10 protein-coding genes and 2 tRNA genes are annotated in these 14633 nt (G+C 66.8%); 5 read left to right on the top strand and 7 right to left on the bottom strand.

All coding sequences use genetic code 11. From position 1 onward, the window contains the following. Nucleotides 1-135: 135 nt before the first annotated feature. On the top strand, nt 136-864 hold the full coding sequence (locus AR540_RS07015) for an IclR family transcriptional regulator (protein WP_059227289.1): 729 nt from the start codon (nt 136-138) through the stop codon (nt 862-864). Nucleotides 865-1042: 178 nt separating this feature from the next. On the opposite strand, the gene AR540_RS07010 is transcribed toward AR540_RS07015, so the two are convergent. From AR540_RS07010 to AR540_RS07000, 3 genes are all read right to left on the bottom strand, one after another. Further along, on the bottom strand, nt 1043-2911 hold the full coding sequence (locus AR540_RS07010) for a feruloyl-CoA synthase (protein ID WP_059227287.1): 1869 nt from the start codon (nt 2909-2911) through the stop codon (nt 1043-1045). A 426-nt stretch (nt 2912-3337) separates the two neighbouring features. Then, nucleotides 3338-4786 (bottom strand): aldehyde dehydrogenase, encoded by a 1449-nt coding sequence (locus AR540_RS07005; RefSeq protein ID WP_059227285.1) that lies wholly within the window; start codon nt 4784-4786, stop codon nt 3338-3340. 40 nt (nt 4787-4826) lie between these two features. Then, complete coding sequence (locus AR540_RS07000) at nt 4827-5657, bottom strand: p-hydroxycinnamoyl CoA hydratase/lyase (protein ID WP_059227283.1); 831 nt, start codon at nt 5655-5657, stop codon at nt 4827-4829. Between the two features lie 253 nt (nt 5658-5910). Between AR540_RS07000 and AR540_RS06995 the strand changes: the two genes are divergently transcribed. Next, a complete protein-coding gene (locus AR540_RS06995) occupies nt 5911-6969 on the top strand; it encodes an aromatic ring-hydroxylating dioxygenase subunit alpha (RefSeq protein WP_059227282.1) in 1059 nt (352 codons plus the stop codon). 10 nt (nt 6970-6979) lie between these two features. Next, nucleotides 6980-7933 carry a PDR/VanB family oxidoreductase gene (locus AR540_RS06990; protein ID WP_059227279.1) on the top strand — a complete coding sequence of 318 codons (954 nt, stop codon included), beginning with the start codon at nt 6980-6982 and terminating at the stop codon, nt 7931-7933. A gap of 217 nt (nt 7934-8150) precedes the next feature. On the opposite strand, the gene AR540_RS06985 is transcribed toward AR540_RS06990, so the two are convergent. Together AR540_RS06985 and AR540_RS06980 are read right to left on the bottom strand one after the other, a co-directional pair. Next, on the bottom strand, nt 8151-8858 hold the full coding sequence (locus AR540_RS06985) for a GntR family transcriptional regulator (RefSeq protein ID WP_059227278.1): 708 nt from the start codon (nt 8856-8858) through the stop codon (nt 8151-8153). Then, nucleotides 8855-9760: a LysR substrate-binding domain-containing protein gene (locus tag AR540_RS06980; protein ID WP_059227276.1), complete on the bottom strand. Its 906-nt coding sequence runs from the start codon at nt 9758-9760 to the stop codon at nt 8855-8857. Before AR540_RS06980 ends, AR540_RS06985 begins: the two co-directional genes overlap by 4 nt. A 151-nt stretch (nt 9761-9911) precedes the next feature. On the opposite strand from AR540_RS06980, the gene ydiJ reads away from it, so the two are divergent. Next, nucleotides 9912-12941 (top strand): D-2-hydroxyglutarate dehydrogenase YdiJ, encoded by a 3030-nt coding sequence (gene ydiJ / locus AR540_RS06975; protein ID WP_059227990.1) that lies wholly within the window; start codon nt 9912-9914, stop codon nt 12939-12941. A 324-nt stretch (nt 12942-13265) separates the two neighbouring features. Here the strand turns inward: ydiJ and AR540_RS06970 are convergent. Together AR540_RS06970 and AR540_RS06965 are read right to left on the bottom strand one after the other, a co-directional pair. Next, nucleotides 13266-13342: transfer RNA gene (locus tag AR540_RS06970), tRNA-Asp, on the bottom strand. Between the two features lie 13 nt (nt 13343-13355). Then, nucleotides 13356-13431 (bottom strand) — tRNA-Val (locus AR540_RS06965). Nucleotides 13432-13642: 211 nt separating this feature from the next. Between AR540_RS06965 and rdgC the strand changes: the two genes are divergently transcribed. Continuing rightward, complete coding sequence (gene rdgC / locus AR540_RS06960) at nt 13643-14563, top strand: recombination-associated protein RdgC (protein ID WP_059227274.1); 921 nt, start codon at nt 13643-13645, stop codon at nt 14561-14563. Nucleotides 14564-14633: the final 70 nt, after the last annotated feature.

The following is a 14633-nucleotide window of genomic DNA, read 5'->3' as shown; positions in this document are numbered from 1 at the left end:
CAGCCGAGCAACATCCAGACCCAATCGGGTGACGCGCCAGCAGGCAGCCCGAGCGGCTGACAGGTGCGACTCTCTATGCGCTGCACGGACGCTAGCGGATAATGTGCGGATAGCTGCCCATTCAGGAACTTGAGCTTGAACACCACCCGTCCTCGCCCAGGCGTTTCCGGCGTCGCTTCCGCTGACCGCGTCTTGACCGTTCTCACCGCCTTTCGCGTCGGCGACGCCGCCTTGAGCCTCGCCGAACTGGCCAGCCGCACCGGCTTGATCAAGAGCACCATCATGCGTCTGGTGGTGTCGCTGGAGAAATACGGCCTGGTCACCCGGCTCGCCGATGGCAACTACATCCTGGCCAGCGAGGTGGTACGCCTCAATGCCGTCTACCAGGATTCCCACGACGTCGGCCGCCACATCATGCCGCGTCTGCATCAGCTCACCGAGGAAAGCGGGGAAACCGCCTCCTACTACGTCAGGCACGGAGCCTACCGCCTCTGCCAGTACCGGGTGAATTCCCCGCACCGCCTGCGCCTGCACCTGCAGCCCGGCGACATGCGGCCGATGGACAAGGCAGCCGGCGCCCTGGCGCTGCAGACCCCCTACGAGGTGGCCAAGGCCGGGATCACCCCCTACTACTCCTGTGGCGCCACGGACCCGCACGCCTCTTCCCTGGCCCTGCCCATCTACGACGCCCAGGAAGAGCTGCTGGGCGCCATCGTGATATCGGGCCCGGCGAACCGCCTCAGCCTGGAACGCGCCGAAACCCTATACGAGGTGCTGCGCAAGGCCGCGGATGAACTGACCCGCAGCCTGGGCGGCAAACCCCTGTACGGCACCGGCGCGACGACCAAGTCACGCAAGGGTTGAGCACCCTTCCCCTCCTGGAAGAAGGTCGGGGAGAGCGGTGGTATCAGCCACCGCCCCCCTGGTTGGGCGCCGCACGCGACCACCACCTACGGCAGCCGCACCCGCTGTCAGGCACACGCCCTAGCGCTTCCTATCCCTCAGGGAGAGGGTTGGGGTGAGGGACACCCAACTCCCCCACTCACGCCCGAATCAACAGTGGCGCCGTGCCCTGGTAGCAGGCCGCGACCCGCTCCGCCCGATAGGTCAGAACGCTGCGCTGGTTGAGCGAGCCCTTGTCGGTGATCTCACCACGGTCGGCGGACGGCGGCTCTTCCTGCAGGGCGATCCATTCCAGGCGGCTGGCGTTGCCCGAGGCGTCGCGGTTGAGGCGCCCCAGCCAAGCGGCGAACCATTGCTGTACCGGCGCGCTGGCCAGTACCGTGGCGGCGTCGGCGCCGTCGTCGAGCCCGGCCAGTTGCCGGCAGTCCGCCAGGCGCGGGAAGACCAGCAGTCCCAGACACTCCCGATCCGGCGCGGCCACTACCACGTCCTGCACCAGCGGCGTCCCCTCCAGCACCGCCCGGTTACGCAGCGGACCGACGCTGACGAACACCCCGGACGACAACTTGAAGTCCTCGGCGATGCGGCCATCGAACATCAGGCCCAGCTGCGGATTGGCCGGGTCGACCAGCTTGAGCGCATCGCCCGAGCAGTAGAAACCTTCCTCGTCGAAGCAGGCGGCGGTCTGCACCGGATCGCGCCAGTAGCCGGGCATGATGTGTGGACCCCGAAAGCGCCCTTCCAGCTTGCCGTCCACCGGCACCAGCTTGAGTTCACAGCCCGGTGCCGGCACCCCGACGTAGCCGGCCACCGACAGTGGCCCGGTAGTGAAGGTGCAACTGGGCGAGGCCTCGGTCATGCCCAGGCCAGCCATCATGCGGATGCGTTCGCCGCAGTGGGCCTCGGCGATGCGGTCCAGGCGATCCCAGACGCTTTGCGACAGCCCCGCCGCGGCGAAGAAGAACAGCCGCATGCGGGCGAAGAAGCGCTCACGCAGCTCGGCGTCGCGCTCCAGGGCATTGGCCAGTTCTTCCCAGCCGCGCGGCACCGTCAGGTAGGCGGTGGGTGAAACCTCGCGCAGGTTGCGCAGGGTCTCGCCGAAGCCCTGGGACGTCGGCTTGCCTTCGTCCAGATAGAAGGTGCCGCCGTTGTAGAGCACGATCCCCAGGTTATGGCTGCCGCCGAAGGTGTGGCTCCAGGGCAGCCAGTCCACCAGCACCGGCGGTTCCTCGCTGAATACCGGGAAGGTCTGCAAGAGCATTTGCTGGTTGGCGCAGAGCATGCGCTGGGTGGTGGTCACGGCCTTGGGCAACTTGGTGGAGCCGGAGGTGAAGAGGAACTTGGCGATGCTGTCCGGCCCGGTGGCGGCGAAGGCGCGCTCGGCCGCCGCCAGTTCACCGCGGGCGAGCAGCGTCGCGAAGGCCAGGGTGCCGCGGCCCTGTACCTGGCCGCGGGTCGCGATCACCGGTACGTCGGCGGGCAGCACGGCATCCAGCGCCTTCTGGAAGGCCGGGCCGTCGCTGACGAACACCAGTCCTGGCTGCAGCAGGCCGCAGACATGGCGCAGCTTGGCGTGGTCCTGGGACAGCAGCGAGTAGCCGGGCGATACCGGGCAGAACGGAATGCCGGCATAGAGCGCCGCCATGGCCAGTTGCAGGTGTTCGGGATCGTTGCCGGAGAGAATCGCCAGCGGGCGCTCGGCACAGAGGCCGAACTCCAGCAGCGCGGCGGCCAGCTGGCGCACCCGCTGCAGCATCTCGCCGTAGGAGAATTCGCGCCAGGCGCCGCCGGCTTGCCGGGCAGCGAAGAAGGTCCGCGTGGGCGCCACGCTGGCCCAGTGCACCAGGCGATCCAACAGCCGGTCCGGCAAGGGCGCCAAGGCTTCCTGGGATGTCATGTAGAGCAATCCATCCCGCTCTTCCACCTGGACGCCGGGGTGCCCCAGGGCGACCGGTCGATAGCGCAGCGACCGATCCGCAGGCGCGCGGGTTTGCGTGACATGGCTCACCGTGAATTCTCCTCTGGGCTGGCGCCAGGAGGCGCCTCTTATTGTTGTCGCGACAGGAGCTAGTGTGGTGTTTCAGAAGTTATCTACACAATTTTGGCGGCGCTTTTTCGGCCCTGGCGGCGTTGCCACTCCTCGCCATAGCTCTGCTATGACTCGTCGCGGCGCCTAGCCAGGACCTAAAAATCACTCGCCAATTCTTGCGCGAACTTCTGAAACACCACACTAGGCTTTGTCTGAAAAGTGCCTGCGCATCGGTGATGCTGCGTTAAAAATCAGCTGGATCGCCAGCCCGGCCTGGGCGGCCCCGTCGCAATGCTCATTTACCATTCGTAAACTCGAGCGCGAGTCCGATCCGCCTCCTCGCTGATTTTTGCCCTGCCTAACCTTCGTTCGGCGACTTTTCAAACAAGCCTTAATTAAGGAAAACTAGATCGGGTAGTGGCGCGGCCCCGTCTGCAGCGTCACCCAGCGCAACTGGGTGAAATGGTCGATGGACGCCCGCGAGCCGAAGCTGCCATAACCGCTGGCCTTGACGCCGCCGAAGGGCATCTGCGCCTCGTCGTGCACCGTGGGGCCGTTGATGTGGCAGATGCCGCTCTCCACCCGCTGGGCCAGTGCCAGGGCACGGGCGGTGTCGCGGCTGAAGATGGCCGACGAGAGCCCGAATTCGGAATCGTTGGCCAGGCACAGCAGGGCTTCGTCACCCTCGGCACGGATCACCACCGCGACCGGTCCGAAGGATTCCTCGGCATAGAGCTTCATCTCGGCGGTGACGCCATCCAGCAGCGTCGGCTGCAGGATGCTGCCCTCCAGCTCGCCGCCGCAGACCAGGCGCGCGCCCTTGCCCAGGGCGTCATCGATCAGCGCCTTGATGCGCGTGCCGGCGCTGGCGTCGATCAGGGAGCCCAGCACCGAATCGGGTGCGTTGGGATCGCCCGCCTTGAGGGTGCGCACCTTGGCCGCCAGGCGTTCGACGAAGGCGTCGGCGATCCGGCCGTCCACCAGCAGGCGCTCGGTGGACATGCAGATCTGTCCCTGGTTGAAGTAGGCACCGAAGGCCGCCGCGGCGACCGCGGCATCCAGGTCGGCATCGTCCAGCACCAGCAGCGGCGCCTTGCCGCCCAGCTCCAGCACGGCCGGCTTGAGATGGCGCGCCGCCAGCTCGCCGACGATGCGGCCGACCCGGGTGGAGCCGGTGAAGTTGACCCGCCGCACCGCCGGGTTGGCGATCAGCCGCTCGACGATGGCCGGGGCATCTTCCGGGGCGTTGGTGACGACGTTGACCACGCCGTCACCCAGCCCGGCGTCCTGCAGCACCTGGCCGATCAGCCGGTGCACGCCCGGGCTTTGCTCGGATGCCTTGAGCACCACGGTGTTGCCACAGGCCAGGGGCATGGCCAGGGCACGGGTGCCGAGGATCACCGGGGCATTCCAGGGCGCGATACCGAGCACCACGCCGCAGGGCTGGCGCAGCGCCATGGCGAAGCTGCCGGGTACGTCGGACGGAATGACCTCACCCTGGATCTGGGTGGTCATGGCCGCCGCCTCGCGCAGCATGTTGGCCGCGAGGTGCACGTTGAAGCCGTACCAGTTGGCCATGGCGCCGGTCTCCCCGGCCAGGGCGACGAATTCGCCACTGCGCGCGGCCAAGCCGTCAGCCGCCGCCAGCAATCGGCGACGGCGCTCACCCGGCGGCAGCGCCGCCCAGGCAGGATAGGCGACCTGGGCCGCCGCCACCGCGGCATCGGCATCGTCCAGGGTGGCAGCGGCCACCGTGGAGACCACCGCGCCGGTCACCGGATGGCGACGTTGATAGCTACGACCGTCACCGGCCGGGCGGCTGGCGCCGCCGATGAGCAGGGATACCTCGACCATGACGCTACCTCTTGTTGTTGTACGTGTGGGCAGTGGCGCTTCAGCGCTTGTAGGTCTGTAGGCCCGGCTTGATGCTCTTCTCGTCGAGGAATTGCTTCATGCCCTGTTCGCGACCGCCCTCCGGATCTTGCAGGCGCGACTGGTCGAGCTTGGCATAGAGGTAGTCCTCGTTCTGCTCCCAGGTCAGTTCGCGGCAACGCTTGAAGCCGACCTTGGCGGCGCGCAGCACCACCGGATTCTTGTCCAGCAGCTCCCGCGCCAGGGCGATGGTCACCTCGCGCAACCGATCGCGCGGCACGCTCTGGTTGACCAGGCCCATGGCCGCCGCCTCGGGACCGCTGAAGGTCTTGCCGGTCATCACATAGTAGAGAGCGGTGCGATGGCCAACGGTGTCGGCCAGGGCCTTGCTCACCAGGTTGCCCGGCGGGATGCCCCAGTTGATCTCGGACAGGCCGAAGGTGGCCTCGTCGGCGGTGATGGCCAGGTCGCAGGCCACCAGCGGGCTGAAGCCACCGCCGAAGCACCAGCCATTGACCATGGCGATGGTCGGCTTGGCGTACATGCGCAACAGCTTCCACTGCCACTGAGAGGCGTCGCGGCGAATCTTCTCTTGCAGAATCTCGGGGCCGGCATCGGTCTCGCGGAAGTATTCCTTGAGGTCCATGCCCGCGGTCCAGGCATCGCCGGCACCGGTCAGCACCAGCACGCCGGCGCTGGCGTCCTGCTCCAGGGTCTCCAATACCTCGACCATCTCGCGGTTGAGGGTGGGACTCATGGCGTTGCGTTTCTCAGGGCGGTTGAGCGTCACCCAGGCGATACCGTCCTCGATGTCCACCTTGACCGTCTGCCAGCGTCCGTCGTAGCTGCTCATGGCGTGTGCCTCTTGTTGTTTGGGGTATGGAATAGAAGCTACGCCGAGCATTTAGTTATGTCAATTAACTATTTTGCCGAGCTTGAACGATAGCGATGAGCGATGGGGATGATCCGGCAGACAGGATCCAATAGCAGAGGAGATAGCGACGCCATTCGTCCTGATAGACGCCTTTGCCACAGAATCACATTGACAGGAAAGGTTAAGCCTCATAACTATTGGATCCAATGAACAACAACAAGAGGTCCCGCTCATGTACCCGAAGAACGCCTGGTACGTCGCCTGTACCCCCGACGAAGTGCAGGACAAACCCCTGGGTCGCCAGATCTGCGGCGAACCCCTGGTCTTCTGTCGTGATGCCAACGGCCAGGTGGTGGCCCTGGAAGACTTCTGCCCGCACCGTGGCGCGCCGCTGTCCCTGGGCTTCGTCCGCGACGGCACCCTGGTTTGCGGCTACCACGGCCTGGAGATGGGCTGCGGCGGCAAGACCCTCGGCATGCCGGGCCAGCGGGTCGGGGTCTTTCCCGCGGTGCGCCCCTATGCCGTCGTCGAACGCTACGGCTTCGTCTGGGTCTGGCCGGGCGACCAGGCCAAGGCCGAGCCCGCGCTGATCCCCCACCTGGAATGGGCCGAGAGCCCCGACTGGGCCTATGGCGGTGGCCTCTATCACATCCAGTGCGACTACCGGCTGATGATCGACAACCTCATGGATCTCACCCACGAGACCTATGTCCACGCTTCCAGCATCGGCCAGAAGGAGATCGACGAGGCGCCGCCGGCCACCCGCGTCGAAGGCGACGAGGTCATCACCAGCCGGCACATGGAAAACATCTCCGCCCCGCCCTTCTGGCGCATGGCCCTGCGCGGCAACGGCCTGGCCGACGACGTTCCGGTGGATCGCTGGCAGATCTGCCGCTTCACCCCGCCCAGCCACGTGATGATCGAGGTGGGCGTGGCCCATGCCGGTCATGGTGGCTACCACGCTCCGGCCGCGGTCAAGGCCGCCAGCGTGGTGGTGGACTTCATCACCCCCGAAACCGAGACCTCCATCTGGTACTTCTGGGGCATGGCGCGCAACTTCAAGCCGGAGGACGCCGAACTCACCGCCAGCATCCGCGAGGGCCAGGGCAGGATCTTCAGCGAAGACCTGGAAATGCTCGAACGCCAGCAGCAGAACCTGCTGCGCTATCCCGAGCGCGGCCTGCTCAAGCTCAACATCGATGCCGGCGGCGTGCAGTCGCGGCAGATCATCGACCGCCTGCTGGCCGCCGAACAGGCCGCCACCGGCATCCCGGTCCGGCAGATCGCCTAGGAGACTCCTCATGCTCGATCTGATCGTCACCGCCGTGCAGCGCGAGGCCCCCACCGTCCTGGCCTTCGACCTGGCCCGGGCCGACGGCGGCCCCCTACCCGGCTTCGCCGCCGGGGCCCATCTGGAGATCACCCTGGGCGACGGCCTGGTGCGCCACTACTCGCTCTGCAGCGCGCCCGAGCCCGCACCGACCCACTACCGCATCGCCGTGCTGCTCGTCGCCGACTCCCGCGGCGGCTCCCAGGCCATGCATCGGCTGCAGGTGGGTGACCACCTCCAGGCGAGCGAGCCGCGTAATCTCTTCGCCCTGGTCCCCACTGCGCGCCGCACCCAACTGCTGGCCGGCGGCATCGGCATCACGCCGATCCTGGCCATGGCCGAACAGCTCCATCGGCTAGGCGCTCACTTCCAGCTGCGCTACCTGGTGCGGGACCGCGAGCATGCGGCCTTCATCCCCTGGCTCAAGGCGCGGCCCTATGCCGATCGGGTCAAGGTGCACTTCGACCAGCACGATCCGGCGCTACGCCCCAACTTCCAGCACCTGCTCGGTCCGGCGGCACCGGACGACCACCTCTATGTCTGCGGGCCGGCCGGTTTCATGGCCGCGGTGGTGGACGCCGCCCAGGCCCAGGGCTGGCAACCCGGGCAGATCCATCGGGAGTACTTCGCCGCCGATCCCGCCGTTCAGGGCGAGCAAAGACCCTTCGAGGTGGAACTGGCGCGCAGCGGTCGCCGCGTGCAGGTACCGGCCGAACGCAGCGTGGTCGAGGTTCTGGCTGACCTGGGTGTCGTCCTGCCGGTCTCCTGTGGCCAGGGCCTCTGCGGCACCTGCCTGACCCCGGTGCTGGCCGGCGAACCCGAGCACCGCGACCTCTTTCTCTCCGCAGCCGAGCACGCCGCCAATGACCGCTTCACCCCCTGCTGCTCCCGCGCCAAGGGCGAGCGGTTGGTGCTGGATCTCTGACAAACCGAGCCCACCCTAGAACCTGTTCACGATCTCGCGAGCTAGAGCCAAACAAGGCCTAGGCGGCCCCACGAAAATAGCTGAGGAAGCGCAGTTACAAGTGGTAAATGAGCATTCCGAAGGCATTTTCAACGCCGTTTGGCCGACGCGCAGCAGATCGTGAACAGGTTCTTACTCCCCCTCTCCCCTTGGGAGAGGGCCGGGGTGAGGGTCCGCTCTACACCAGCACCTTCAGCGCCCCCGTCTCACCCTCTTCCCCACCAAACCACCGTGCATACCCCAGGGTCGCCTGGGCGTGCTCGCGCATGATGCCCTCGGCGCACGCGCCCTGGCCGCGCACCAGGGCGTCGAACACCGCATGGTGCTGCAGATGGGCGAAGTTGAAGCGGCGGTATTCACGGTCGAGATTTCCGGCATCCACCGCCAGGGCGCTCACCGAGGCGAAAGGCAGATGCTCATGACGCCCCAGGGCCAGGGCGATGGCCGGATTGCCGCTGGCCGCGACGATGGCCTGGTGAAAGGCCCGATTGAGCTCGTGGTATTCCTCCAGGTCCTCCAGCAGCACGCACCCCTTGGCGAACAGCCGATCACCCCGGCGCAGGCAGTCTTCCAGCGTAGCGCGCGTCACGGCGTCCAGGCCTCGTTCGGCGGCCTGGCGCGCGGCCAGGCCTTCCAGCACGCCGCGCACCTCTACCGCGCCTTCCAGATCCGCGCTCGTTAGCGCCCGCACCTGATAGCCACGGGCGCCACTACTTTCCAGCAATCCCTCTTGGGCCAGGGTGCGCAAGGCCAGGCGCACCGGCATGCGCGACACGGCGAAGCGTTCGGCGGTGGGGATCTCCGCCAGTCGCTCACCCGCCGCCAGTTCGCCGGAGAGAATCATCTGCCGCAGCGCGGCCAGTACCCGCTGTCCCGGCTTGCTCATGGCTGTCCCTCTCCTTCGTTGATCTCGGCCAGCAGCCACTGACGAAAGGCCTGCAGCGACGGCAGCCCTTCGTTGCGCGGCGGATAGACCAGGTAATAGCTGCGTCGGCTGACCAGCACCGGACCGCAGGCCAGCAACTCGCCTTGGGCCAGTTCCTCTTCCACCAGCACCCGCGGCACCAGGCCGATGCCGATGCCGGCGCGCACCGCCTGGATCAGGTGCGAGGTCAGCTCGAAACTCGGCCCCGGGCGCATGGCCCGGTGCGGTAGCTCGTGGTGCCGGAACCATTCGCCCCAGGCCTGGGGATTGTTGGCCACGCCCAACAGCAGTTGCCCGGCCAGGGTGGCGGGCGTAGCGTCCGGTAATTCCGCCAGGGTGGCCGGGCTGGCGATGACGACGAGCTGCTCGGCTTGCAAGGGATGGGCACAAAGCCCCGGCCACTCACCGCTGCCGACGCTGATGGCGGCGTCGATCTCGCTGGCGGCGAAGTCCACCGCCTGGATGCGCGAATGCAGGTGCACCAGCATGCCGGGGTGGGCGGCGTAGAAATCGCCCAGGCGCGGCAACAGCCACTTGGAGCCGAAGGTCGGCAGCACCGCCAGGCGCAGGGTGCCCTGGCCAGAGGCGAAGGCCATGGCCTGCAGGGTGGCACTGCGAATCTGTCCCAGGGCCAGGCCCAGTTCGCGGCTGTAGGCGCGCCCCACATCGGTCAGCACGATCTGCCGGCCCTCGCGGCGGAACAGCGTCAGCCCCAGCAACTGTTCCAGCGCCTGCACCTGGCGACCCACGGCGCTCTGGGTCAGGGACAGCTCCTCGGCCGCCCGGGTATAGCTCTCGTGGCGCGCCGCCGCCTCGAAGGCCAGCAGCAGCGACATGGAGGGTGTCAGGCGACGGTGATTCATTCAGGATCTTCCGGCATAGGCGACGGAATCTTCGGTTGTGGCCCCGGCGCGCTGTGGTGAGAATGCCTACTATAGCCAGAAAAGGTCGACGCCATTCCTTCGTTCGCTGAAGGAGACGGCCGTCCGCCGCCAGAGAGCCCGCCTGATGAACATGATCGCCCGCCTGCCGGCCCCGGCGCCCCTCGCCGCCGCCTACACCGACTTCCTCAGCGCCCTCGCCGCCAGCGGCTTCCAGGGTGAGATCGCACCGGACCATGCCAGCCGCACGGTCATGGCCACCGACAACTCCATCTACCAGCGCCTGCCGCAGGCCGCGGTCTTTCCCAAGGACAGCGCCGACGTCCAGCGCCTGGCCCAACTGATGGGCGAGTCGCGCTTCCAGGGTGTGGTCCTCACCCCGCGCGGCGGCGGCACCGGCACCAATGGCCAGTCGCTCACCCACGGCATCGTGGTCGACCTCTCCCGCCACCTGAACAAGATCCTCGAGATCAATGCCGCTGAGGGCTGGGTGCGGGTGCAGGCCGGGGTGGTCAAGGACCAGCTCAACGCCGCGCTCCGGCCCCATGGGCTGTTCTTCGCCCCGGAGTTGTCCACCTCCAACCGCGCCACCATCGGCGGGATGATCAACACCGACGCCAGCGGCCAGGGCAGCGTGACCTACGGCAAGACCCGCAACCACGTGCTGGAACTGGACGCCTACCTGATCGGTGGCGAGCGCCTGGAAAGTCGTCCGGTGGACGGCACCGAGCTGGACGCCCTCTGCGCCCGCCAAGACCGCACCGGGGCCGTCTACCGCTGCGCGCGGGACATCGCCGTAAACCAGGCCGAACTGATCGAGGCACGCTTTCCCAAGCTCAATCGCTGCCTCACCGGCTATGACCTGGCGCACCTGATCGAGCCCGACGGCCACTTCAATCTCAACAGCGTGCTCTGCGGCGCCGAGGGCTCCCTGGCGTTCATCGCCGAGGCCAAGCTCAATGTCCTGCCGATTCCCAAGTATTCGGTGCTGGTCAACGTCCGCTACGCCAGCTTCATGGACGCCCTGCGCGACGCCCGCGCCCTGATCGAACTCAAGCCGCTGTCCATCGAGACGGTGGATTCCAAGGTCCTGCTGCTGGCCATGCAGGACATCGTCTGGCACAGCGTGGCGGAGTATTTCCCAGAGGACGTCGAGCGTCCCACCCTGGGCATCAACCTGGTGGAATTCAGTGGCGACGATCCCGAGGTCGTGGATGCCCGCGTCCAGGGCTTCCTCGACCATCTGCGCCAGGACGCCACCGTCGAGCGGCTCGGCCACACCCTGGCCGTGGGTCGCAGCGCCGTGACCCGCGTCTACACCATGCGCAAGCGCGCGGTGGGCCTGCTGGGCAACGTCCAGGGCGAGATCCGTCCGCAGCCCTTCGTCGAGGACACCGCGGTACCGCCCGAGCGCCTGGCCGACTTCATCGCCGAATTCCGCGCCCTGCTCGACGGCCACAACCTGCAATACGGCATGTTCGGCCACGTCGACGCCGGGGTGCTGCACGTACGTCCGGCGCTGGATCTCAAGGACCCGCGCCAGGCGGCGCTGGTGCGGCCGATCTCCGACCAGGTGGCCGCGCTGACGCAGAAATACGGCGGCCTGCTGTGGGGCGAACACGGCAAGGGCGTGCGCTCGGAATACGCCCCGGCCTTCTTCGGCGACCTCTACCCTGCCCTGCAGGCACTCAAGGGCGCCTTCGATCCACACAACCAGCTCAATCCGGGCAAGATCGCCACCCCGCTCGCCAGCGGCGCCGAGCTGCTGAAGATCGACGGCGTGCCCCTGAGAGGCGAACTGGACCGCACCCTCGACGAGCGCGTCTGGCAGAGCTACGGCACCGCCATGCACTGCAACGGCAACGGTGCCTGCTACAACTACGATCCCGACGACGCCATGTGCCCGTCCTGGAAGGCCACCCGCCAACGCATCCATTCACCCAAGGGCCGCGCCGCCCTGATCCGCGAATGGTTGCGCCTCCAGGGCCAGGCCGGCATCGACGTCCTGGCTCCGGCTCCGCGCGGTGCGCTGAACTGGCTCAAGGCCCTGCCCCAGCGCTGGCGCAATGGCCGCCAGGCCGAGGCGGACTTCTCCCACGAGGTCTATGACGCCATGGCCGGCTGCCTGGCGTGCAAGTCCTGCGCGGGCCAGTGCCCGATCAAGGTCAACGTGCCGGAATTCCGTTCGCGCTTTCTCGAGCTCTATCATCGTCGCTACCTGCGCCCGCTGCGCGACTACCTGATCGGCTCCCTCGAATTCAGCCTGCCGCTGTTCGCCCGCGCCCCGGGTCTCTACAACGCCGTGATGGGTGCGACGCCGATCCAGCGGCTGTTCGCCGAACGCATCGGCATGGTCGACAGCCCCCTGCTCAGCCGTTTCGACCTGGTACCGGTCATGCAGCAGTGGCAGGTCCAGATCGCCACTCCGGAGCGGCTGCTGGCCCTGAGCGACGCAGAGCGCGCCAAGACCATCGTGCTGGTGCAGGACGCCTTCACCCGCTACTTCGAGACGCCGCTCACCGCCGCCTTCCTCGAACTGGCCGCACGGCTCGGCCAGCGGGTGTTCCTGGCGCCCTATCGCGCCAACGGCAAGCCACTGCAGGTGCAGGGTTTCCTCGGCGCCTTCGAGCGTACGGCGCGGCGCAATGCCGCCCAGCTCGCCAGCCTGGCCGGCTTCGGTGTCAAGCTGGTCGGTCTCGATCCGGCCATGACCCTGGTCTATCGCCAGGAATACCCCAAGGTCCCCGGTATCGCCCGGATGCCCGAGGTCCTGCTGCCCCAGGAGTGGCTACTGCAGGTGTTGCCGAAGGAGCAGCAGGTGGTCGGCGACAAGGTCTATCGCCTGCTCGGCCACTGCACCGAGAAGACCAACGCCCCGGCCAGCGTCGGCCAGTGGCAGCAGGTGTTCGAACGCCTGGGGCTGGGGCTCAAGCCGGAATGCACCGGGTGCTGCGGCATGTCCGGCACCTACGGCCACGAGGCACGCAACCTGGCGACCTCCAAGACCATCTACGATCTATCCTGGGCCCGCGCCGTGGCGGCTCCAGCGGAACAGGGCGAAGCCCTGGCCACCGGCTATTCCTGCCGCAGCCAGGTCAAGCGCATCGACGACCGCCGCCTGCGCCATCCGCTGGAAGCGGTGCTGGAGGCGGTAAGGGGCTGAACCCACCTCGCGTTCTGCCAGGCTATCGCGGCCATGGGCCGCTCCTACAGAGGTATCCGTGCCTGTAGGAGCGGCCCTTGGCCGCGATCAGAGCTCTATCATGGGAGCGTCCGCATCGGCGGACCGCCACGACCACGATCAACGCGTAGCGTTTTCCACGCGTAGGCGATCAGGCCGAGATGCAAACCCCTCGCCCCAAGCAATCTATATAAAGGAGGGTAAACCTCAAGAAAGCCCGACCAGAAAATCGCGCCCAAACGAAAAGGCGGCCACTAGGGCCGCTCTTCGATGGTTGCTGGCGTTCAGAACCAGACAACCTTTGAATGGCGCAGCGGACGGGACTCGAACCCGCGACCCCCGGCGTGACAGGCCGGTATTCTAACCGACTGAACTACCGCTGCGCATTACCTCGAGTGGTGGGTGATGACGGGATCGAACCGCCGACCCTCTGCTTGTAAGGCAGATGCTCTCCCAGCTGAGCTAATCACCCGTTTGCTCTCGAAGTGGGGCGCATTCTACGGACGGGTCCCCGACCTGGCAACCCCTTTTTGAAAAAAAATTTCCCAGCACTTCCAAAGGCTTAGCGCCGTCCTCCGGCGCAACCGAAGAAAGCGCGCATTCCCGACGACCACCGCGATCCGGGGTTGGCCTCCAGGCCGAGCGACGCGGATAATGCGCGCTTCGTTTTTGGGAGTGACACCATGTGGTTCCGTAATCTGCTCGTCTACCGTCTCACCCAGGAAGTCGCCTTCGAGACCGAAGCCCTCGAAGCGGCCCTCGCCGCCAAGCCCGCCCGCCCCTGCGCCAGCCAGGAGCTCTCCACCTATGGATTCGTCGCCCCCTTCGGCAAGGGCCCGGACCTGCCGCTGGTGCACGAAAGCCAGGGCTTCTTGCTGATCGCCGCGCGCAAGGAAGAACGCATCCTGCCCAGCAGCGTGGTCAAGGAGGCCGTGCAGGAGAAGGTCGACGAGATCGAGACCCAGCAGATGCGCAAGGTCTACAAGAAGGAGAAGGAGCAGATCAAGGACGAGATCGTCCAGGCCTTCCTGCCACGCGCCTTCATCCGTCGCCAGACCACCTATGCCGCCATCGATCCCAAGCAGGGCTGGATCCTGGTGGACGCCTCCAGCGCCAAACGCGCCGAAGATCTGCTCTCCACCCTGCGCGATGCGATGGGCTCGCTGCCGGTGCGCCCACTGGGCGTGAAGCAGGCCCCCATGGCCACCTTCACCGACTGGGTCAAGGCCGGTGACGCCACCCATGGCCTGTTCATCCTCGACGAGTGCGAATTGCGCGATGCCGGCGAAGACGGCGGCGTGGTGCGCTGCAAAGGGCAGGACCTCACCAGCGAAGAGATCCAGAACCACCTGGGTGCCGGCAAGCTGGTCACCAAGCTGGCGCTGGCCTGGCAGGACAAGCTGGCCCTGCTGCTGGACGACAAGGTCACCATCAAGAGACTCAAGTTCGAGGACCTCTTGCAGGACCAGGCCGAACAGGACGGTGGCGAAGACGCCCTCGGCCAGCAGGACGCCAGCTTCGTGCTGATGATGATGACCCTGGCGGAATTCCTGCCACAGCTGATCGAAGCCCTCGGCGGCGAAGAATTGCCCCAAGGGCTCTAAGCTCCACTAGAGCCTGCTCAAAGTCTCGCGAGCTAGAGACAAACAAGGCGCAACGACCAACGGGAGTAAC

The sequence above is a fragment of the Pseudomonas sp. EpS/L25 genome, assembly GCF_001512295.1.
Lineage (GTDB): Bacteria > Pseudomonadota > Gammaproteobacteria > Pseudomonadales > Pseudomonadaceae > Chryseomonas.
Note: the sequence above shows the minus strand (reverse complement) of the source record. Positions and strands in the feature narration are given on the sequence as shown.

Excerpts from the sequence above, each read along its gene's own strand:
- AR540_RS06985 (WP_059227278.1), bottom strand. The coding sequence starts at position 8,858 with ATGAGCAAGCCGGGACAGCGGGTACTGGCCGCGCTGCGGCAGATGATT.
- AR540_RS06980 (WP_059227276.1), bottom strand. The coding sequence starts at position 9,760 with ATGAATCACCGTCGCCTGACACCCTCCATGTCGCTGCTGCTGGCCTTC.
- ydiJ (WP_059227990.1), top strand. The coding sequence starts at position 9,912 with ATGATCGCCCGCCTGCCGGCCCCGGCGCCCCTCGCCGCCGCCTACACC.
- rdgC (WP_059227274.1), top strand. The coding sequence starts at position 13,643 with ATGTGGTTCCGTAATCTGCTCGTCTACCGTCTCACCCAGGAAGTCGCC.
- AR540_RS06990 (WP_059227279.1), top strand. The coding sequence starts at position 6,980 with ATGCTCGATCTGATCGTCACCGCCGTGCAGCGCGAGGCCCCCACCGTC.
- AR540_RS07000 (WP_059227283.1), bottom strand. The coding sequence starts at position 5,657 with ATGAGCAGCTACGACGGACGCTGGCAGACGGTCAAGGTGGACATCGAG.
- AR540_RS06995 (WP_059227282.1), top strand. The coding sequence starts at position 5,911 with ATGTACCCGAAGAACGCCTGGTACGTCGCCTGTACCCCCGACGAAGTG.
- AR540_RS07005 (WP_059227285.1), bottom strand. The coding sequence starts at position 4,786 with ATGGTCGAGGTATCCCTGCTCATCGGCGGCGCCAGCCGCCCGGCCGGT.